We start from the raw sequence: 19,959 nt of genomic DNA on the forward strand, positions 1-19,959 counted from the left end.
CTTCAGGAAGCTGAAACAGAAGCGCCGGAGCCTCGCGGTTCCGGCGCTTTTCGTTTCAGCGGAGTCGTTCGGCGCAAGGATACCCAGGTCGGCACCATTCCGAGCCGTTTCCGCTCGGGCGCCCGCCCGACGGCCCGGGGGTGGGCCGGATCCGAGCGGGCTGGTCATCGCCGCGGCCCGGACGCGGCTGGGCCGGTGGGCGCTGCATCTCGCGGAAGGCCCGCTCCTCCCGCGGCACTTCCATCCGCGGGACCGGCCTCGGCTGAACCGTCGGCGCGTCCGGGCGCTCGAACTGGGGTGCTATGCGCCGCGAAGGACGCTCGCGGTCCGGTCTCTCCATCGCGGCAGGCCGCTCGCGCTCGACAGGCTGACGAGGGCGGTCGGTTCCGCGGTAATGGCGCTCCTCCGGAGGCGGGAACCCGTCGGCCGGACGAACGGCCGCGGGAGCGCCCTGCTCGGGCCTGATGCGCGGTGCCGGGCGGTCGAGGTCACCCCATCCCGGCCGTTCCCGCTCACCCTCGGGCCGCGGCCGCTCGGGACGAGGCTGGCGCGGCAGGATCTCGCCCCTGTCGGTCCGCGGGTCGCCGGGCCGGGCCGCATCGCGAACGGGCGCCTCGGGGCGGAGACGGCGGGGCTCGGGGTCGCGCGCGGCGGGACGCACGCCGCGCGGCCCGTCCGGGCGCGGCGGCTCGCCCGCGTCGAACCGCTCCGGACGCAGCCGCTCCCGCGGAACATCCGCGAGCGGGATCGGACGCGTGGGAAGACGGACCGGACCGGCGCGTGGCGCCTCTCCGGGGCGGGCACCCCTGTCCTCGCGCGGTCCCCTGCGATCCACCGAAACCGGGATCGGCTGGATCGGTGCGGCGAGCCCGGGCTGGCGCGGGACGACCGGCTGCTCGGGACGCAGGCCGCGACGCGGGCGGGGGCCACCCTCGGCGCCCATGAGGGCACCGAGAACCGGCGGAACTGCCACGGGAATGGCGACAGGCCCCCGCGGAGTCACCGGCGCGATCGGCTGGTAGAAGGACCGCGGCGGGCGGGCCCGCACGGGCACCGGGATCGCCATCGGGATCGGCAGGATTCCGGCCATCACCGGCGGCGGCGGGGGCTCGCGGATGATGGTGACGAAATCCTCGTCCTCGTCGGGCGGCGGCAGGAGATAGACGGGCACCCGGGGCGGCGGCACGTCGCGGATGATGGTCACGACCTCGACCACCTCGACCCGCTCCACCTCGGGCAAGGGTGGAGGCAGATCGTCATAGACCACCTCCTCGAACGCAGCCGGCGGAGCGTAGGGTGCGGACAGGCGCGCGAGCCGGCGGCGGCTGTCCGGCGCGTGCGGGCCGTTCGGATAGCGGCGCAGATAGGTCCAGTATGCCTCACGCGTGTTGCTCGCCAGGGTCCGGCGCCACACGAGGGCTTCGCGGCGGGCGGCCAGAAGCGCGGTCACGCGGCGGGCCAGACGATGATCCGGGTAGCGGCGAAGAAACGCCTGGTAATCCTGGATCGTGTCGCGCTCGACCGCGATGGCATAGGCCTCCTCGGCGGGCACCTCCTCGATCCGGCGCACCTCGCGCACCAGGGGCGGCGCCGCGGCTTCCGCCTGCTCGAAGAACACGAAGGAGGCCTGCCCGAGATTGGCCGAATGCCAGGGGATCTGCACGCCGTTCGTCGCCTCGTGCGTGCGAAGCCGCGTGCGGGCGAAAACCTCGTCGAGCGGCATGCCCGGCTGGCGGATCATCTCGGCCAGCGCGGTCGCATATGGCCCGTAGGGTCCCTGGCCGTCGACGGCGGTGATGTTCGGGGCTGAGGAATAGGCCATCAGGAAGCCGGCGGGCGGCTCCATCAGGGCGAGGCCCCTGGCGATCGGTTCGCCCGCGGCGGCGAGCGGGTAATCCCGCGCCATGTCGGCCACGACGATCCGCGCCTGAGCAGGGCTGCGCTCGAGGGAGCGGACGAGATCGGACAGGCGAAAGCCCTCGATCGGCACGTCCACGTCGCGCTCGATGCGGGCATCGACGGGGACGAGATAGTTCTCGCCTTCGAGCTGGACCCCGTGGCCGGCAAGATACACCACTACGGTGGAACCGGGCTCCAGATCCTGGGCCTTGTCGAGGAAGTCGCGAACGAGGCTGCGCAGGTCGTTGGCGCCGAGATCGCGCCCCTGGATCACCTCGAATCCCGCGCTGGTGAGGGTCTGGGCGACAAGCCCGGCGTCATTGATCGCGGTCGCGAGCGTGCGCCCGGGATAGGCGCCCTGCCCGATCACCAGGGCAAGGCGATCCTGCGCGAACGCCGCCGATGCCGGCCCGCCCAAGGCCGCCAGGGTCAAACCGACAATAACGATAGCACGTTTCAGACGAGACACGGTTCATTCACCCTTTCACCCGCCGCGCGGGCCTTTGCGAACAGATAAGGTCAGATCGGTTGAATGGCCCGTGAACAAAGCGGAACGGCAGAATCGGTTTCGAAACGCTATCCTGTCCATTGAGGCCGGGCCAGTCCCGGCGGTCCCGATCGTGTGGAGCGCAGCGTTTTTCCTTAATCGGGATCACCGGCACAGAGCGGTTGATGACGTGCAGGGTCAGCAAGGGGGCGGACGTGCTCGATCATTACCGCCGGGTCATGGTCAGGTAGACCACGAAGGCCCCGATCGCGACCGCAAGGCCCACGATCACCATCTGGCGCGTCTCGCCCGTCAGAGCCGCGTCCCGGTACATCTGGTTGAGCCGCTCGGCCCTTTCGGGATCCCGCGACATGAACAGCCCGATCACGATGCTCAGGGTGGCGAGGCCAAGAATCCAGTAGGTGGGGCGCATCGGGCTGATCTCCTTATCGTCCCTCGAACCGGGGTGTCCGCTTCTCGCGGAAGGCCGCGACGCCTTCCATGAAGTCCTCGCTCGATCCGGCCTCGCTCTGGAGCCTGGCTTCGAGGTCGAGCTGCGTCTCCAGGCTGTTGGCGAGGCTTTCCGCCACCGCCCGCTTGGTGAGGCGGTAGGCGAGCCCCGGGCCCTCGGCCAACCGCGCCGCGAAGGCCGCCACGTCGACCGCGAAGGACGCGTCGTCGAACACCTTGTAGACGAGGCCCATGCGCTGGGCCTCCTCGGCCGGAACCGCCTCGGCGCTCAGCATGAGAGCGAGCGCCTGCTTGGGGCCGACGAGGCGCGGCAGGATCCAGGTACCGCCCGCGTCCGGGATCAGGCCGATCCGCGCGAAGGCCTCCTGCAGATAGGCCGAGCGTGCCGCCACGACGATGTCGCAGGCGAGCGCGATGTTCATGGAGGCTCCGACCGCCGGGCCGTTCAGGGCCGCGATGGTGGGCTTCGGGTAGTTGGCGAGCCGGAGCACCAGCGGGTTGTAGTCGCGGGCGAGCGCGGGGCCGAGATCGATGCGGCCCTGATCGTCGCGCTTCAGGTCGACGGTGAGATCCTGGCCGGAGGAGAAGGCCCGCCCCTCCCCGGTCAGCACCACCACGCGCACGGCCTCGTCCCGCTCGCACCGATCCAACGCGTCGCGCAAGTCCGCGTGCATGGCGGCATTGAACGCGTTCATCCTCTCGGGCCGCGCGAGCGTGATGGTCGCCACCGATCCGTCGACGGTGCAGCGCAGGGTGGTTGGGCTCATGCATCGGGCTCCTGATCCTCAAGCTAGAACATAGAACGGATCTTGAGGCGGAGAACCCGGAAAAGTCGCGTTCCGACTAAGGACGATCGGATCGACGGCAGATCGCCGGTGTCCGCCGGACGCGCCCCGATAGCGGCCCCGGCGTTCAGAGAAGGATCATGGTGAAAAGGCCGAAGCAGAAAATGACCGCGAGACCCGCCACAACCAGGGACGTCGGGCCACTCGCCCTCAGGCGGGATCCGCGCTTGATCATGCCTGCCGATGTCTCAATGCACAGACCTCTTCGTTCTTGTGCCGGGCCCTGCGGGGCAGGCTCGTCCAGGGAACGAGATTGAGATTCGCCGGCTCGGTCGTGCCGGTGCCGTCAAGGAAGTCCGGAACCTCCCCGTTGCGGAAGGCGCTCATCGGCGAGCCGCCGCGGCTGAGTTCGTCTTCGCCAGCCACGCAATCATAAAGCCGGGTCTCGGATCGGATCTGATACTGCGGCTCGAAACGCCGTGAATCCAGGCATCCGACGATCGTGTAGGGCTGCTTGCAGAAGAGATGAGGAAACCGGCGCTCCGTATAGAGCACGTGGTCTCCGACGGCGAAATGGTGAGCTCTCATGATGGCAACTCCTTCGTGACGTCCATGCAGGCCGCCATGCATGAACGGGGATTTGCCCCTGCGGTCCTTCGGCGCGTCGTATCGATCAGAAGCGACGGTCGAGATTCCAGATCTCGACATCCCGGACCGCCACTTCGTGAGGCAGTCCATATTGCTCCTGCACGCGGGCTATCAGCTGCGCCTTTGTCTTGATCTGCGCGAGATCCGACATGGACAGGCGATCCCATTTGGCTTGGATCTCCCGCATCGGACGCCCGGCGAAGATGGAACTTCTATGATTACCAGCGACAAACGACATGAAAATACCTAATCGATACTTTGGTAACGTCCCATTTACCTTAATGTTCCAAAATATTCATACTAACTCGTCATGTATTTTTAAGAATTTCTATTGAGAGCTCTTATTCATTTTTCATGTGAATATCATCTCTCAGGAAGCATCCGCCGGACCTCGGCTCTGAGCACCGGCAAAAGCTCGGCTTCGAACCAGGAATTGGTCTTAAGCCAGCCGTTGTTGCGCCAGGACGGGTGCGGAAGCGGCAGGATGCGGGGCTTCTGCGGTTGGCTGAGGATCTCCCGCCAGCGTCGGACGGTCTGGGTCAGACCGTCCCTGGAGCCATCGCCCAGATGCCAAGCCTGGGCGTACTGGCCGATCAGAAGGACCAGGTCGAGACCGGGAAGCGCTTCGAAGAGCGGCCGGCGCCATGCTTCGGCGCATTCCCGGCGCGGGCCCAGGTCGCCGCCCTTGGCATCCTGTCCGGGAAAGCATGAACCCATGGGCACGATGGCGACCTTGGAGGCGTCGTAGAATGTCGCCCTGTCGACCCCGAGCCAGTCGCGCAGCCGCGTGCCCGACCGGTCGTCGAATGGGATGCCGCTCGCATGGGCCCGGGTCCCGGGCGCCTGGCTGGCGATGCACAGACGGGCCGTCGCGCTGCCCTGGATGATCGGCCGCGGCTCGTGCGGCAGGGCCGTTCCGTAGCGCGGCGCATCGCGGCAGATCCGGCAGGCTCGCAGCTGCCCGGCGAGATCGTCAAATGCTGGAGAGGGATTCATCCCTGAGACATGGGTTTCGCGGCCCGGACTCGTGAGAGCGCAGGCATCGGGCGAAACGTCTCAGCAGGGCCCTGCCGGGGCATCGGAATGTTTCACAGCCAGCCTACATGTTCTCCCGGCGCCAAGCCTGCGGACGCTCGAAATCGCCCTCCCACAGACCGGCGGAGCGGCTGCGGGCGCGGGTTTCCTCGGGCTCGTAATCGCGCCCGTAGGAGACTGCCCAGCCGCCCTCCACCATGCGGGCGCCGATGTCGCGGCCGTTCACCGTGCAGCGGGCGAGGACGCGCTGGTAGCGGTCCCGTCCGGTGGCGCGGCAGCGCACGGTCTCGCCCGACACGAGGTCGATCAGCACCCGGCGGGCCGTCTCGCCGCAGGCATAGGAGCGGCCGGCGCGGGAGCAGCGCTGCTCCATCTCGGGGGCGTCGATGCCCTTGAGGCGGATGCGCGACTCGCCGATGCGGATCGTGTCTCCGTCGGTGACCTGTGCCCTGCCCTCGAGGGAGCGCCCACTCGGCTTCAGCACGAGCCCAGCCCCGCCGGCGAGCGCCAGCGCGACGAGCACGGAGGCGATTCCGCTCGACCTGGAGCGATGACCGGACCGCCTCACGACAGACGCTCGGAAACTCCTGCCTGCCCGAAGGTGGCCATGTCCCGGTGCACGGCGGCCGCGGCCTTCACGAGGCCTGCGGCGAGCGCCGCGCCCGATCCCTCTCCGAGCCTCATGCCGAGCGCCAGAAGCGGAACCTTGCCGAGACGGGTGAGCACGTCCTGGTGCGCTCCCTCGGCGCTGAGATGGCCGGCGATGCAATGATCGAGGGTCGACGGATGGATCGCGTGGAGAATGGCGGCTGCCGCCGTCGCCACGTAGCCGTCGAGCACCACCGGGATGCGCTGCAGGCGCGCCGCCAGGATGGCCCCCGCCATGGCGGCTATCTCGCGCCCGCCGACCCGGCGCAGAACCTCGAGCGGGTCCTTCAGGTGGTCGCCGTGATAGGCCATGGCCGCCTCGACGGCCGCGACCTTGCGCTTGAAACCCTCGTCGTCCACGCCCGTGCCGCGCCCGACCCAGTGCTCGGCAGGCCCGCCGTAGAGCGCCGTGTAGATGGCGGCTGCCACGGTGGTGTTGCCGATGCCCATCTCACCGACGGCAAGAAGGTCGGTGCCGCCCGCAATCGCCTCCATGCCGAACGCCATGGTGGCCACGCAGGCCTTCTCGTCCATGGCATCGGCCTCGGTGATGTCGCCCGTCGGCATGTCGATGGCGAGATCGAAGACCTTGAAGCCGAGGCCGTAGGCCGCGCAGATCTGGTTGATCGCCGCTCCGCCGGCCGCGAAGTTCTCCAGCATCTGGCGATTCACCTCGGACGGAAAGGCCGACACGCCCTTGGCGGTCACCCCGTGGCTCGCCGCGAACACGCAGACGAGCGGCCGGTCGACGCTGGGCGAAGGCTTGGCCTGCCAGGCCGCGAGCCACTCGGCGATCCGCTCGAGGCGTCCCATGCTCCCGGCCGGCTTGGTGAGCTGCCCGTCCCGCTGCCGCACGGCCTCGACGGCCGCTTCGTCCGGACCGGGCATGGTCGTGATCAGGCGGCGGATATCGTCGAAAGGTGAGGACACGGCATCAGACATGGAGGGCTCCGGCCCGGGGGGCATTGCAGAACGCGACGAGGCGTGACCTATAACGATCCAGGCACGCGGGGTGAAGCATGTCGGAGCAATTTGAACAGGGCGAAGCAGCGAACGGGGGCGGCTGGCGGGCGCTCGCGGTCGACTTGGCCCATTGCGTGCGCTTCTATTCCCGCCTTCCGGTCCCGGCCCTGCCCTGGGAGCAGGACGCCCATGCGCTTCCGAGCTTCCCGCGCCTCGTGCGGGCGATCCCGCTCGCCGGCCTCCTGATCGGCCTCCTGCCGGCGGCTGTGCTGGGCCTGGCCCTGCTCGCCGGTCTCGGCCCCTGGCTCTCGGCGATGCTCTCGGTGGCCGCCATGGTGACGACCACGGGAGCGCTCCACGAGGACGGACTGGCCGACCTGGCCGACAGCTGCGGGGGTCCGACCCGCGAGAAACGCCTGGAGATCATGCGGGACAGCCGAATCGGCTCGTTCGGCGCCTCGGCGCTGTGCCTCAGCCTGGCCCTGCGAATCGGCGCCCTCGCCGCCCTCGCGTCCCGGGCCGACGGCGGGGCCGCCATGGCGGCGGTTCTCATCGTCGCCTCGTTGTCGCGGACCGCGGGCCTGATGCCCATCGTGTTCCTTCCACCGGCTCGCCTGGACGGCCTGTCCCGGGCGGTCGGGCAGCCGGCGCGGGAGACGTTCTGGCTCGCGGCCGGAATCGCCGGCGTGATCGCCGTTGGCCTGGGGGCGCTCGCGGGCCTGCCACCCGTCGGCATCGCCCTCATGCTGGTTCTCTCGGGGGTGTCGGGCCTCGCGCTCACCCGCTTCGCATCGCGGCATCTCGGCGGACAGACGGGGGATGTGGCGGGCGCCGCCCAGCAGGCCGCGGAGATCGCTGCGCTGATCGGCCTCTTGACCGCTCTCCGGCCATGACGACATGAAGGTGTGATGACCCGCGTTTCCAGCCCCTGCATCCGCGTCTGCATGATCGATCCCGAAACGGGCCTGTGCGAGGGCTGCGGCCGCACGCGGGACGAGATTGCGAGCTGGTATCGCATCCCCGAAGAGGAGCGCCAGAAGATCATGGCGGCGCTGCCGGACCGGATGCGCGAGGCCTTCGCGGTCGAGTCGCCCTTCGCGCGCCAATCCGACAAGGCTCAGTAATGCCGGGCACTCGCGGGGCAGGCTTCCTTCTTCTCCTGGCGGCCCTTCTGGTCGGATTGTTCGGCGATGATCCGATCGGCGAGTTCTCGGCCCTGGAAGCGGCCGGCCTGCTGGGCCTCGGCGGCCTGTCCCTGCTCATGGCCGACTCCATTGTCGAGGGCTTTTCCCGCCACTGGACCTATGGCGTGCAGTCCGTCGCCGTCAGCGGCGGCATCCTGATCGCCCTGCTCGTCACCTATGCGTCCCGCGGCGAACTGCAGGCCGTGATCGACCGCGCCATCGGCGACATCGCGGTCGGCCGCACCGTCGTCACGCCCGAGGGCGAGGTGGTCGCGGCACGCCGCACCGACGGCAGCTTCGTGGTGCGCGGCGAGGTCAACGGCCACGAGACCCGCTTCGTCTTCGACACCGGCGCCAGCACGGTGGTTCTGCGCGCCGAAGATGCGGCCGCCACGGGCTTCAGGCTGGACCGCCTCGATTATTCGATTCCGGTCGCAACGGCCAACGGGGGAGCCCTCGCGGCCCCGGTCGTGATCGAGCGCCTGACGGTCGGTTCGATCACGGAGCGCAATGTTCGCGCGCTGATCGCCCGCTCGGGCGTGCTTCACGCCAACCTGCTCGGGATGACGTTCCTGGAGCGCCTGGGCTCCTACGAGGTGCGCGGCAACCGGCTGATCCTCAGGGCGCAGGCCGCACAGAACGATCCGGACTGATCGTTCCGCCGCGACGGCGATCCGCTGGCCGTCACTTCCGCGTGCGCCAGGTCAATATCGACTCGTTGAAGAGCAGCGCCCGCGGGTCCCTGCGCATCGCTTGCTCATGGCAGGCCTGCGGGCCGAGACGCCCGAGCAGCTGCGGGTAGCGTCGCGCCAACTCGTCCAGATCGATGTTGTCCGCGATGCGCGGATGCGACACGCAGATCGCCCCGTCCGCCCCCCAGGCCGCCTCGAACTCCATGCCGGGCGCGTGGTCCGGCGTCTGAATGCCGAAACGGTCATAGACGTTGACCGCCGTGCCATCGCGGGTGCTCGGCCGGTCGTCGCCGCCGTAATCGGCGCGCAGCATGTGCGTGCAGGCGCGATGCAGATCGCGCAGGGGAACGGCCGGATCGCTCTGCCACGGAAAATACCCGAACAGGATGCACTTGCCTTCGGCCCCGCTGGTGCATGCGAGGGCAAAGCCGCCGGCGCCGTCCGGATAGGCGAAGGCAACGCGGTCGCCCTTGGGGTCGCGCTCGCAGAGCTCCTCGAACATCCCGGTCTCGCGGTCCTTGACCGACATCCGGAACAGCGTGGCTGGAAGGTCCCTGACCTTCCCCTCGTGGACGACGCCGTCGATGCGGATCTCCCTGTCGCCGGCGGCCGTGCCGAGAACCAGAATCATGCCGGTGAGGGCCTGACCTCTGAAGATGCGCCCGTCGTCGAGGCTGAGAACGAGGTCGAGCCCATTGGCCTGGAAATGCCCCTCGAGGGCAGCTGCGGGCCTGACCGAAGCCGCGACGAGAGACAGCAGGAACACGAAGCGATAAAACAGACGCATGAGCCGATGCTTCCCCCGCTTCACGCGGGAGGAGCTTTCAATCGTGGATCCGTTCACTTGACGAGGAGGCGGGTGCCGTCGGGCAGAATAGCGGCCCTGGGAGCGGCCGCCTGGCTGCCATCGCGGCTCGCAGTCGCGTCTGTCCGTCCGGTCATGCTGGCGCCGGTTCATCCCGGAGAACACGCGGCGGCATGCGGGCGGGATCGACCTCCCCGCTCGCGCAAGGGAGGTTGAACACGACATCAGCGAACAGCGACCGTGGAGCCGTCCTGGAGGATCACAGACGTCACGCGGCTCCCGCCGGACGGAACGCCGAGCGCGCTTCCTCGGACAGCCCTGCCGTTGATCGTCAGACCGTTGATGGTGAGCCCGTTTGTAGCGAAACCTGCCTGTGTGGCTGATGTGGCCGCGACACCGGCGATGATGGCCAAAACGGCCGCGCACGAACGAAGGGACATAATCATTCTTCCTCCAGATGGGTGACCAGGCCGTAGTGCCTGCCCAGGGAGGCAAGATAGTCGTTACTTTGTTACAGTAAAGCTCGCCATGGCTCTCGAACCTGTATTTTCGAAGTTTTCGCGGACAAACTTTAACGTCGAAATATTATCGGTTGCAGTCCTATGACTACAGGTTGCTGAAATCGGCGCGTGACATCGTGAGGACGACTCAGCACGGCGCCCGGCACGTCCGGCACCGGGGCGTCGGGCCAGATGCGCCTGAAGGCACTGCGCTCCCCGAAGCGTTCCGACTAGGGACATCGAGACGATTCCGGTGCCCCTTGCCCGGCCGCCACGCTCGACTCAAGGCGGCGCATCACCGATCCGAGGAACCGGCGCACAAGACCACGCCAGTAGCGGCACCCTCATTATTGTGCGAACCTCGTTTCATCACGGGAGCGGCGCGACACCCCGGTACCCTCATGCGGGCCGATCCCCAGACTTGAGCGAGCGCTGCAGACAGGTGAAGGAAGACTAAGAAAAGGAGCCCCTTCGCGAACCAGAAGAGGCTCCTCTCTCCATTTAATGAGTATTGGTGACTAGGATTTGGTTATCTGGAAAGTATAACTGCCTCCCGATCGGTTCAGCGCGGCAGCTGTTCCGGGTAGCGTGCGGCAGGGTAGAGAGAAGGATATTCAGAGGAAGGATAGATTTGAACGAGCATAATATTCCCCTTTTCACTAATTTATGAGAGTTTCCCAAGAGACAGTCTCTAGAGTTGCTTAACTCTCAAGAACAACAATAAATGTCATAACGTTATTGTAAAGCAGGAAATGGATTGGAATAACATTTTGCAATCCAGAGTTAACCTGGAGGCAGAACAATCAATTATCGATTGTCAGCGCGTCAAACTTCATGTTGAAGTTCGGCTCAGATCCAACCCTGGATAGGCGCAACAGCGACGGCACGCCTTAAAGTAACTATGTTACTATTTTAATCGCCGATGCGAAAATACGATTATCTTTCAGTCATTTGGACCATTTGCCTCTAGGGAATCACTCTTGTGAGCGGCAGGCGGCGGCAGAAGTGCCGGATCCAGCCCGGGGCTTTTAGGCCGCGTCGGCGGGAATCTGGCACTCCGTCGCACGGGAGACATGCGCGACCGCCTCGCGGAGCGTCGCGAGACCGGCTCCCGGCTTGACCGCCTCGGTGGCCAGATGGCGCCGGTAGGCCCGCGCTCCCGGACGTCCGGTGAAGAGCCCCAGCATATGGCGGGTGATGCTGCTCAGGCGCTCGCCCCTCTCGAGGTGCGACGCGATGTAGGGCTCGTAGGCTTCGACGGCCTCGAAGCCGTCCGCCACCGGCGGCTCCTCGCCATGAAGCTCGCGGTCGACCCCGAGCAGGATCTCGGGCTCGTGATAGGCGACCCGGCCCAGCATGACGCCGTCCACCTGCGTCAGGTGCTGGCGGATCTCGCCCCAGGTCTTGATCCCGCCGTTGATGGCGACCGGCAGATCGGGTCGGGACGCCTTGAGGCGATAGACGCGCGGGTAGTCGAGCGGTGGGATGTCCCGGTTCTCCTTTGGCGAGAGCCCCTGGAGCCAGGCCTTGCGGGCATGGACCGTCAGCTCGTCGCAGCCGGCGGACACGACACTGGCCGCGAGACGGTCCAGGGCCTCTTCCGGATCCTGATCGTCGACGCCGATCCGGCATTTCACCGTCACCGGCAGGGACACGGCGGCCTTCATGGCGGCCACGCACTCGCCCACCAGCTCGGGCTCCTGCATCAGACAGGCGCCGAAGCGGCCGTTCTGCACCCGGTCGGACGGGCAGCCCACATTGAGGTTGATCTCGTCATAGCCGAAATCGGCGCAGATCCCCGCGGCCTGCGCGAGCTCCTCCGGACTGGAGCCGCCCAGCTGCACCGCCACCGGATGCTCCGAGGGATCAAAGCCCAGGAGCCGGTCCCGCGGCCCGTGAATGACAGCCCCGGTGGTGACCATCTCCGTATAGAGCCGCGTCCGCCGCGACAGGACGCGGTGGAACGCCCGGCAATGTCGGTCGGTCCAGTCCATCATGGGGGCCACGGAGATAAATTTCTGCGTCATTGTCGGCAAAGCAATCGGTCGGGATTTCGGGGAGCGGCCCTTTCATATGGTGATGGAGCGCTCAAGGCAAATAGCCGCGAGCCGATACCGCGACAGGGGGTTGTCTACCGGCCCTGTGCCGGTGATCGCGCTTGCTTGAAACGCCGCGCTTCACCGGATCGGGATGGCCGGGACGAGCCCGGCCATGACGGCGTTGGAGACCCTCACACCACCCCGGCCACCTTCGCGTCGAGCACCGCCGCCGCCGCGCGGGGATCGAGCTTGACCTGCAGGCCCCTCTGGCCGCCGTTCATGAACACCTCGGCGTAGTCGAGCGCCGATTGTTCGAGCACCGTGGGCACACGCTTTTTCTGGCCGAAGGGGCTGATGCCGCCCACGTGGTAGCCCGTGATGCGCTCCGCATCCGCGGGCTTCATCATCTGGGCCGCCTTGCCGCCGAGAGCGGCCGCGAGCTTCTTCAGGTTCACTTCCTGGTCGGAGGGCAGGATCACGCAGGCCGGCCGGTTGTCCACCAGCACCATCAAGGTCTTGAGCACGCTCGCCGGGTCGGCCCCCATGGCCTCGGCCGCCTGCAGGCCGATGCGCTCCGCGTTCGGATCGTAGTCGTAGGCGTGGACCGTGAAGGCGATCCGGGCCTGCTGCAGCGCCTGGGTCGCGCGGGTGGTCTTCGACATGGTCGTGGCGTGGGGAGCGTCAGGTGCGGTCAGTGATCGTGCTTGTGCCCATGATGGTGGTGATGCCCGCCGCATCCGCAGCCCGGGCCGTGATCATGGTGATGCCCGTGGTCGTGGTGATGATGGTCATGAGCGTGCTCGTGGCCATGATCGTGATGGTCGTGGCTGTGCGCATGAGCGTGGCTGTGGCTCTCGGCATGGCTGTGGCCGTGATCATGATCGTGATGATGGCCGTGGTCGTGATCGCAGACATGGGCGCTACGCTCCGGCCGGAAGGGGCGCTCCACCGGGGTCGCGGTGCAGCCCTGCCCGCGCACGAGCTCGGCGACCGACGGATCGTTCTCGACGTAGAGGGCGTCCGCCGTGACCTCGACCAGGCCATGGCTGCTGCCGAGATGCCAGGCGAGCCGCGTGAGACGCAAGGGATTCTCGGCCTTCACTTCCAAGAGCGGTTCGGCCGCTGCCTTCACCTGGACCAGCCGTCCGTCCTCGAGCCGCAGGGCGTCACCGTCGTTGACCGTGGTCTCCATGTCGAGGTCGAGCAGGATCTCGGTCCCGCCCTCGGCCCGCAGGCTCCCCTGGCGGCGATTGCGCGCCTCGTGGTCCAGGGCGATCGTATCGATGACGCGGTCGGCCTTCACGGCGGGCTTGCGGACGATGGTGGTGACGCGGGGCATGGGGCAGATCTCGATGAGTGTCGGGTGAAGCTCAGATAGGAAGCGCAGAGGGATATTAATAGGCGATCTTGTCGTCCTTGTCCGCCCAGGCGTCGAACACCGCCCGCGCCTCCAGGCTCGGAAGGTGGTCCATGGGCAGGATGCGCTCGGGGATGGACTTGGGGATCTCGTCATAGATCAGGCTGTCGTCGAAGCCGATGTCGGCCGCATCCTGCCGGGTATTGGCGAAGACGATGCGGCTCACCCTGGCCCAATAGGCGGAGGCGAGGCACATGGGGCACGGCTCGCAGCTCGTATAGAGCGTGGCGCCCTCGAGCGAGTAGTCACCGATCTCCTGACACGCACGGCGGATCGCCGTGACCTCGGCATGGGCCGTCGGGTCGTTGGCGGAGGTGACCTGGTTCCAGCCCTCGGCCAGGATCTTACCGTCGCGCACGATCACGGCGCCGAACGGGCCGCCGGCTCCCCGGTCCATGTGCTCGCGGGACAATTCGATGGCGCGCGCCAGATAGCGCTGATCGTCGGTCTTCATGGTGTTCATGGAGGCTTATGTATCGTTTGAGGGCGCGGGAGGCGAGAGATTTCGCTCGGGATTCCCGCCTTCGCGGACCTGCAGCAGCTGCGCCGTCACGGAGGCGGCGATGACCGCCGGATCCTTGTCGGCGATCCCGGCCAGCCCGATGGGGCAGACCAGTGCGCGGATCCTCTCCTCGGGCAGGTGCAGCTCCCGGAAGCGTTTCTCGAAGCGCGCCCGCTTCGTGGCGCTGCCGATGAGGCCCACATAGGGAAAGGCCCGCTTCAGGGCCGCGGCCGTAATCGCCATGTCGAGGGGATGGTCGTGGGTCATGACGAGGATCAGGGAGGCGGGATCGGCCCCGGCGATCTCCGCTTCCGGGTCGCGCAGGCGCACCGCCCGAGCGTTCGCCGGGACATGGGAGGGAAAGGCGTCCTCCCGGTCGTCGAGCCATCGGACGGCGAAGGGCAGCGGCGCGAGGGAGAGGACGAGCGCGCGCCCCACATGGCCGGCGCCGAACAGCAGGACCGGCGTGCGAGCCACGCCGTGGGTCTCGTGCCAGCCCGTCCAGCGGTCGTCGCCCACCGCGGAGGCGAGCTCGCGCCTGACGCGCCCCTCCTCCATCCGGCACTCGACCTCGAACGGCCCGCCCCCGGCCTCGGCTTCGACCAGAGGCGCCAGATCATCGAGATCGCGCCCGTCGAAGGTCTCGATCAGGATCGCCACCCGGCCGCCGCAGCATTGGCCGAGATCAGGACCCAGCGCCTGATCGACGATCCTGGCCGGCCCCCGTCCGGCCTGAAGCATCTCGCGGGCGATATCGAGCATGCGGAATTCGAGCTGCCCGCCCCCGATGGTGCCGTGAAACGCCCCGTCGGGCCGCACCGCCATACGGGCCCCAGCCTCCCGGGGCGCGGAGCCTTTCACGTCATGCACGGAGATGAGTGCGGCGGAGCCGTGCCGCGTCACGAGATCGGTGAGCTGGCGCCAGACCCTCACCCCATCGGCCTCCCGCGCAGTGCCTCGCAGGCCCGCAGGATCGCCTCGGGCGTCGCGGGCGCATCGAGCGGCACGGGCCGCGAGGGGTCGATCGCATGGACCGCGTCGGCCAGGGCGCAGAACACGCTGTTCGCCAGCATGATCGGCGGCTCGCCCACGGCCTTGGAGCGATAGATCGTCTCCTCCCGGTTCTCGTTGGGAAAGAGCGCCACGTTGAATTCCGCCGGCACGTCGGAGGCGACCGGGATCTTGTAGGTCGAGGGCGCGTGGGTGAGCAGGTGCCCTTCCCGGCTGAAGACCAGCTCCTCGGTGGTGAGCCAGCCCATGCCCTGCACGAAGCCGCCCTCGATCTGGCCGATGTCGATGGCCGGATTGAGCGAGCGGCCGACATCGTGGAGGATGTCGGCGCGCAGCAGGCGGTTCTCGCCGGTCAGCGTATCGACGATCACCTCCGAGCAGGCTGCCCCATAGGCGAAGTAGAAGAACGGCCGTCCGGTGCCCTTGTCGCGGTTCCAGGTGATCTTTGGCGTCTTGTAGTGTCCGGCCTCGGAGAGCGGCACGCGCGCCGCGATGCATTTCTTCGCCAGCTCGTCGAAGGAGAGGCTCTGATTGCCGACGAACACCCGGTCGTCGCGGAACGCGATCTGATCCTCCGGAACGCCATAGGCCTCGGCCGCGTGTGCGATCATCCGCCGCTTGATCGCTCCGGCCGCGACCCGCGCCGCCATGCCGTTGAGATCTGACCCGGATGACGCGGCCGTCGGCGAGGTGTTCGGCACCTTCGCGGTGGTGGTCGCCGTGATGCGCACGCGCTCCAGGGCGATGCCGAATTCCTCGGCCACGACCTGCGCCACCTTGACGTAGAGCCCCTGCCCCATCTCGGTGCCGCCGTGGTTCAGATGCACGGACCCGTCCTGATACACGTGCACCAAGGCGCCGGCCTGGTTCATGTGGGTGAGCGTGAAGCTGATGCCGAACTTCACCGGCGTGAGCGCGAGACCGCGCTTCATGATCGGCGAGGACGCATTGAAGGCCGCGATCTCCTCGCGGCGCGCGCGGTAGTTCGAGGTCTGCTCGAGCGTGCGCACGAGATTGAGGAGCGTGTCCGTCTCCTCGACCTCCATGCCGTAGGGCGTGACGTTTTCGGTCTCGCGGTATAAATTCGCGTAGCGCACATCGAGCGGGTCGCGCCCCGTCGCCCAGGCGATCCGGTCCATCACGTGCTCGATGGCGAGCATGCCCTGCGGGCCGCCGAAGCCGCGAAACGCCGTGTTCGACACCGTGTTGGTCTTCAGCCGTTTCGACGCGATGCGCACGGCAGGCATCCAATAGGCGTTGTCCGCATGGAACATCGCCCGGTCGACGACGCCGCTGGACAGATCCGCCGAATAGCCGCACCGGGCGAGCAGGTCGACCGCATAGCCCTGGATGCGTCCCTCGCCGTCGAGCCCCACAGCCCAGTCGCAGCGGAAGTCGTGGCGCTTGCCCGTGAGGACGAAATCGTCGTCGCGGTCGAGACGCAGCTTGCAGGGCCGTCCCGTCGCGCGGGCCGCGAGGGCGGCCGTCACGGCCCATTGCGTCGCCTGGCTCTCCTTGCCGCCGAAGCCGCCGCCCATGCGGCGCGTCTCGCAGGTCACGTATGCGTCGGGAATGTCGAGCACGCGAGCCACCACATGCTGCACTTCCGTCGGGTGCTGGGTCGAGGAATAGACATGGATGTCCCCGTCCTCTCCCGGGACCGCCAGGGCGATCTGCCCTTCCAGGTAGAAATGCTCCTGACCGCCGACGCGGAATCGTCCCGCCAGCTTCAGCGGCGCCTGAGCGATGGCGGCATCCGGGTCGCCGCGGCCATAGGCATAATCGGGCAGCACGGTCTCGCCGCGCTCGAGCGCGTCCTCGACCGTGATGCTGGGCGTCTCCGCGTCGATCTCCATCACGGCCTTCTTGACGGCGCGGCGCGCCAAGTCGCGGCTCGTCGCCACGACGGCGAACAGGGCCTGGCCCAGGAAGCTGATGTCGGTGTCGACGAAGAGCGGATCGTCGCCGAAGGCCGGCGACACGTCGTTCTTGCCGGGAATGTCGGACGCAGTGAGCACCGCCACGACGCCGGGCACCGCGCGTACGGCGGAAACGTCAAGAGACACGAGGCGCCCGCGCGCCTTCGGCGACTGCCCGACGGCGACATGCAAGGTGCCGTCGGGCTCGCGGATGTCGTCGATGTACTGAGCGGAGCCCTGAACGTGCTTCAGGCCGGAATCGTGCGGGAGCGGCTGGCGGATGTGGCGAAGCGCTTCTGCTTCCATCATCGGCTTGGCGGGTGCGTTCATGGCTCTACTCCGCCGCCTGAAGCGCTTCGCGCCCGCCGACGATCCGCGTCGCCCGCGTGTCGCCCGACGCCGTTTCGCTCAGGGCCTTGAAGACCAAGTTGCGCGCGACCATCGAGCGGTAGGCCGACGAGGCCCTGTGATCGTCGAGGGGCTGGTAGTCGCGTGCGATGGCCGCCATGGCCTCGCCCCATGTTTCAGGCTCGTCGAGGGACACGCCCGCCAGCGCCCGCTCCGTCTCGGCGGCGCGCTTCGGCGTGCCGGCCATGCCGCCGAACGCGACGCGGGCCTCCGCGATGCGCCGCCCGTCGAGGATGAGCTTGAAGGCACCGAGCACCGACGAGATGTCCTCGTCGAAGCGCTTCGAGATCTTGTACGCGCGGAAGGCCTCATGGCCGTTCAGCTTCGGCACGCTCACGCGGCGCACGAACTCGCCCGGCAGGCGATCCTGCCTGCGATAGGCGATGAAGAAATCTTCGAGCGGAAGGGTGCGGGTGGCCTCGCCCCGGCGCAGCTCCAGCTCCGCGCCGAGCGCGATGAAGACCGGCGCGAGATCGCCGATGGGCGACCCGTTGACGATGCTGCCGCCGACGGTTCCAGAGGCGCGCACCTGCAGCGACCCGAAGCGGCGCATGATCTCGCCGAGATCGGGGTCGATCCGTGCGAGGGCGGGATGAATGGCTGCGTGAGTCACGGTCGCGCCGATGCCGAGCGCGTCGGAGGAATCCTCGATGACATCGAGCCCGGCCACGCGCCCGAGCCAGATGATCTTCTCGATCTCCATCATGGCCTTGGTGATCCACAGGCCCACATCCGTGCAGCCCGCGACCAGCGTCGCGTCCGGGTGCTGCGCATAGAGAGCCGCGAGGGATGCTTCGCTCGCGGGCGCGGCGAAGAAGCAGGCCTCGCTGCCGATGAAGACGTCACGGCCGTCGGCAAGGTCCATGAGACCGCGCGCGGTTTGATCGCTCCTGGCCGAGAAGGGATCGCCGGCCTGTCCGCCGCAGGCCTGAAGCGCCGCATCGACGATCGGCCGGTAGCCGGTGCAGCGGCAGAGGTTGCCCGCCAGCGCATCGTTGGCGCTCTCCCGGGTCAACGGCCGCTCGCCCTCGTGATAGAGGGTGAAGAGGCTCATCACGATCCCGGGCGTGCAGAAGCCGCATTGCGACCCGTGGCTCGCCACCATGGCGGTCTGGACCGGATGCAATTCGCCGTTCGCGGCGAGATCCTCGACGGTGACGAGTTCCGCCCCGTCGACTTGGCCGAGCAGCAGGATGCAGGCGTTGACCGGTTCGTAATGGACACGCCCGCCCCTCAACCGGCCGAGCGCCACCGTGCAGGCGCCGCAATCGCCCTCCGCACACCCCTCCTTGGTGCCGACGCGACGCTCCTGAAGCCTCAAGTAGTCCAGAAGCGTGGTGCGCGGGTGAAAACCTGAAACCTCGACTGCCTGTCCGTTCCGCCAGAAGCGGATTGCTGCACGCCTCAAATCGTCCTCCGCCGGGTTCGTCCCGGTTCGCTGATCAGCCGCATAGAATGACCGAGCGGCAGGATTACGCAATAGGCGCGTGTGCGGCGCCGAAGGCGGCTGGAAGCGTGATCGAAAAAAGGTTCTAGGTACTCTTTCCTGCAATTTCTGAGGAAGATTCCCGCTCTTGAGCAACCTAAGCTTGATGACAATTCGAAATAATATATCGTATAATACGGGGGTGGCTCTGAGGGCTGTGCACTCGAACGAGGGCGATCTCCGTCCTTAAGATCGGAGAATGAAATTGGCATACAATCTTTGGGAAGAGATGGCGAGACTGCAGGCAAGGGTGCTCGCCGGAACCGTTTTGGCCGGGACCGCGAACGGCGGTGGAATCAGCAGCCCGACCGATGGAGGCTCCAGCGGCGGTGGGATCAGTGGTGGTGGTGAGGTCACCCTTGAGGTCGCCGACCGAGTCATGATCGAGGGTAAACTTCATGACGTCATCGTCATCAACGGTCAACGTTATGCTATCGATCCTGCCAATCCAAATGGATCGCCGGCTTACAGATTGGGAGAGGGAGCTGACGGAGGGGCAACGGCGACGCTCGATGCAACGTTCCACGATCGCATTCGTTTCGGCGAAGTGCCGTCTAGCGGCGCTGACGGCGGCACCGGCGGTGGCATCGATGGAGGCGCTGGAGACGGCGGCTCGGGTGGAGGTGCCGGCGACGGTGGTTCAAGCGGTGGAACGGACGACGGGGGCACAACCGTTCAGCAGACAAATGTCGTTTTGAAGTTGGCTGATGGAAGCTATCTCACCGCCGCGATGACCTTAGGCTCGACCGGCAGCGATTTTCTCCATCAAGCCGGCTTCGTCTATGGCGGCGCCGGCAACGACAGCATTGTAGGCTATAGCGGCAACGACATTATCGATGGCGGCAACGGCAATGATTGGATGGATGGCGGCGCCGGCAGCGATGTCATGGATGGTCGTTCCGGCTGGGACGTGGTGTCCTACCAGAGCGCCGCGAGCGGCATCACGGTCGACCTCACCACCAACGTCAACAGCGGCGCGGCCGCCGGCGACAAAGTCCTCAACGTCGAGGTGCTGCAGGGCTCGAACCACGCCGACCGGCTCACCGGGCTCGACCGCGGC

General features: G+C 67.3%; 21 protein-coding genes. 4 read left to right on the forward strand and 17 right to left on the reverse strand.

All coding sequences use genetic code 11. The features are described 5' to 3' along the window. Positions 1–55 precede the first annotated feature (55 nt). The 8 genes from KBI52_RS29335 to cobT form a co-directional block, all read right to left on the reverse strand. Positions 56–2,368 (reverse strand): caspase family protein, encoded by a 2,313-nt coding sequence (locus KBI52_RS29335; RefSeq protein WP_210812547.1) that lies wholly within the window; start codon positions 2,366–2,368, stop codon positions 56–58. Positions 2,369–2,612: 244 nt separating this feature from the next. Further along, positions 2,613–2,819, reverse strand: coding sequence for a hypothetical protein (locus KBI52_RS29340; RefSeq protein ID WP_173945506.1), 207 nt, complete (start codon positions 2,817–2,819; stop codon positions 2,613–2,615). Positions 2,820–2,832: 13 nt separating this feature from the next. After that, on the reverse strand, positions 2,833–3,624 hold the full coding sequence (locus KBI52_RS29345; RefSeq protein WP_210812548.1) for an enoyl-CoA hydratase-related protein: 792 nt from the start codon (positions 3,622–3,624) through the stop codon (positions 2,833–2,835). 249 nt (positions 3,625–3,873) lie between these two features. After that, the gene (locus KBI52_RS29350; RefSeq protein WP_210812549.1) at positions 3,874–4,230 is read right to left on the reverse strand and encodes a hypothetical protein; all 357 of its coding nucleotides are present in this window, start codon (positions 4,228–4,230) and stop codon (positions 3,874–3,876) included. Positions 4,231–4,315: 85 nt separating this feature from the next. Then, a complete protein-coding gene (locus KBI52_RS29355; RefSeq protein ID WP_173945509.1) occupies positions 4,316–4,477 on the reverse strand; it encodes a hypothetical protein in 162 nt (53 codons plus the stop codon). Positions 4,478–4,653: 176 nt separating this feature from the next. After that, positions 4,654–5,286, reverse strand: a complete 633-nt coding sequence (locus tag KBI52_RS29360; RefSeq protein ID WP_210812550.1) for a uracil-DNA glycosylase family protein — start codon at positions 5,284–5,286, stop codon at positions 4,654–4,656. A 103-nt stretch (positions 5,287–5,389) separates the two neighbouring features. Then, positions 5,390–5,893, reverse strand: a complete 504-nt coding sequence (locus KBI52_RS33190; RefSeq protein WP_210812551.1) for a thermonuclease family protein — start codon at positions 5,891–5,893, stop codon at positions 5,390–5,392. Next, positions 5,890–6,915 carry a nicotinate-nucleotide--dimethylbenzimidazole phosphoribosyltransferase gene (gene cobT / locus KBI52_RS29370; protein ID WP_210812552.1) on the reverse strand — a complete coding sequence of 342 codons (1,026 nt, stop codon included), beginning with the start codon at positions 6,913–6,915 and terminating at the stop codon, positions 5,890–5,892. Before cobT ends, KBI52_RS33190 begins: the two co-directional genes overlap by 4 nt. Positions 6,916–6,992: 77 nt before the next feature. On the opposite strand from cobT, the gene cobS reads away from it, so the two are divergent. The 3 genes from cobS to KBI52_RS29385 are packed head-to-tail and all read left to right on the forward strand — an operon-like array spanning position 6,993 to position 8,773. Then, positions 6,993–7,829: an adenosylcobinamide-GDP ribazoletransferase gene (gene cobS, locus KBI52_RS29375; protein ID WP_173945513.1), complete on the forward strand. Its 837-nt coding sequence runs from the start codon at positions 6,993–6,995 to the stop codon at positions 7,827–7,829. 15 nt (positions 7,830–7,844) lie between these two features. Beyond that, positions 7,845–8,060 (forward strand): DUF1289 domain-containing protein, encoded by a 216-nt coding sequence (locus KBI52_RS29380; RefSeq protein ID WP_210812553.1) that lies wholly within the window; start codon positions 7,845–7,847, stop codon positions 8,058–8,060. After that, entirely contained in the window at positions 8,060–8,773 is a 714-nt protein-coding gene (locus KBI52_RS29385; protein ID WP_173945515.1) for a TIGR02281 family clan AA aspartic protease, read from the forward strand. The genes KBI52_RS29380 and KBI52_RS29385 overlap by 1 nt, the downstream gene beginning before the upstream one ends. Positions 8,774–8,804: 31 nt before the next feature. Here the strand turns inward: KBI52_RS29385 and KBI52_RS29390 are convergent, their stop codons facing one another. From KBI52_RS29390 to xdhA, 9 genes are all read right to left on the reverse strand, one after another. Then, positions 8,805–9,599: an ADYC domain-containing protein gene (locus KBI52_RS29390; protein ID WP_173945516.1), complete on the reverse strand. Its 795-nt coding sequence runs from the start codon at positions 9,597–9,599 to the stop codon at positions 8,805–8,807. A gap of 242 nt (positions 9,600–9,841) precedes the next feature. Then, positions 9,842–10,057: a hypothetical protein gene (locus KBI52_RS29395; protein ID WP_173945517.1), complete on the reverse strand. Its 216-nt coding sequence runs from the start codon at positions 10,055–10,057 to the stop codon at positions 9,842–9,844. A gap of 1,088 nt (positions 10,058–11,145) precedes the next feature. Next, the gene (gene dusA / locus KBI52_RS29400) at positions 11,146–12,144 is read right to left on the reverse strand and encodes a tRNA dihydrouridine(20/20a) synthase DusA (RefSeq protein WP_173945518.1); all 999 of its coding nucleotides are present in this window, start codon (positions 12,142–12,144) and stop codon (positions 11,146–11,148) included. A 203-nt stretch (positions 12,145–12,347) separates the two neighbouring features. Next, a complete protein-coding gene (gene ybaK, locus KBI52_RS29405; protein ID WP_210812554.1) occupies positions 12,348–12,818 on the reverse strand; it encodes a Cys-tRNA(Pro) deacylase in 471 nt (156 codons plus the stop codon). 29 nt (positions 12,819–12,847) lie between these two features. Further along, complete coding sequence (locus KBI52_RS29410) at positions 12,848–13,495, reverse strand: urease accessory protein UreE (RefSeq protein ID WP_210812555.1); 648 nt, start codon at positions 13,493–13,495, stop codon at positions 12,848–12,850. Positions 13,496–13,550: 55 nt separating this feature from the next. After that, positions 13,551–14,036 carry a nucleoside deaminase gene (locus KBI52_RS29415; RefSeq protein ID WP_247654710.1) on the reverse strand — a complete coding sequence of 162 codons (486 nt, stop codon included), beginning with the start codon at positions 14,034–14,036 and terminating at the stop codon, positions 13,551–13,553. A 6-nt stretch (positions 14,037–14,042) separates the two neighbouring features. Then, positions 14,043–15,008 (reverse strand): xanthine dehydrogenase accessory protein XdhC, encoded by a 966-nt coding sequence (xdhC, locus tag KBI52_RS29420; protein ID WP_173945521.1) that lies wholly within the window; start codon positions 15,006–15,008, stop codon positions 14,043–14,045. Then, positions 15,005–17,335 (reverse strand): xanthine dehydrogenase molybdopterin binding subunit, encoded by a 2,331-nt coding sequence (xdhB, locus tag KBI52_RS29425; protein WP_210812556.1) that lies wholly within the window; start codon positions 17,333–17,335, stop codon positions 15,005–15,007. Before xdhB ends, xdhC begins: the two co-directional genes overlap by 4 nt. 4 nt (positions 17,336–17,339) lie before the next feature. Further along, the gene (xdhA, locus tag KBI52_RS29430; protein WP_210812557.1) at positions 17,340–18,821 is read right to left on the reverse strand and encodes a xanthine dehydrogenase small subunit; all 1,482 of its coding nucleotides are present in this window, start codon (positions 18,819–18,821) and stop codon (positions 17,340–17,342) included. Between the two features lie 277 nt (positions 18,822–19,098). On the opposite strand from xdhA, the gene KBI52_RS29435 reads away from it, so the two are divergent. Continuing rightward, positions 19,099–19,959: calcium-binding protein (locus KBI52_RS29435; RefSeq protein WP_371823226.1), on the forward strand; the 861-nt coding region annotated here is incomplete at its 3' end.

Source organism: Microvirga sp. HBU67558 (assembly GCF_018069605.1).
In the GTDB taxonomy this organism is placed as follows: domain Bacteria; phylum Pseudomonadota; class Alphaproteobacteria; order Rhizobiales; family Beijerinckiaceae; genus Microvirga; species Microvirga terrae.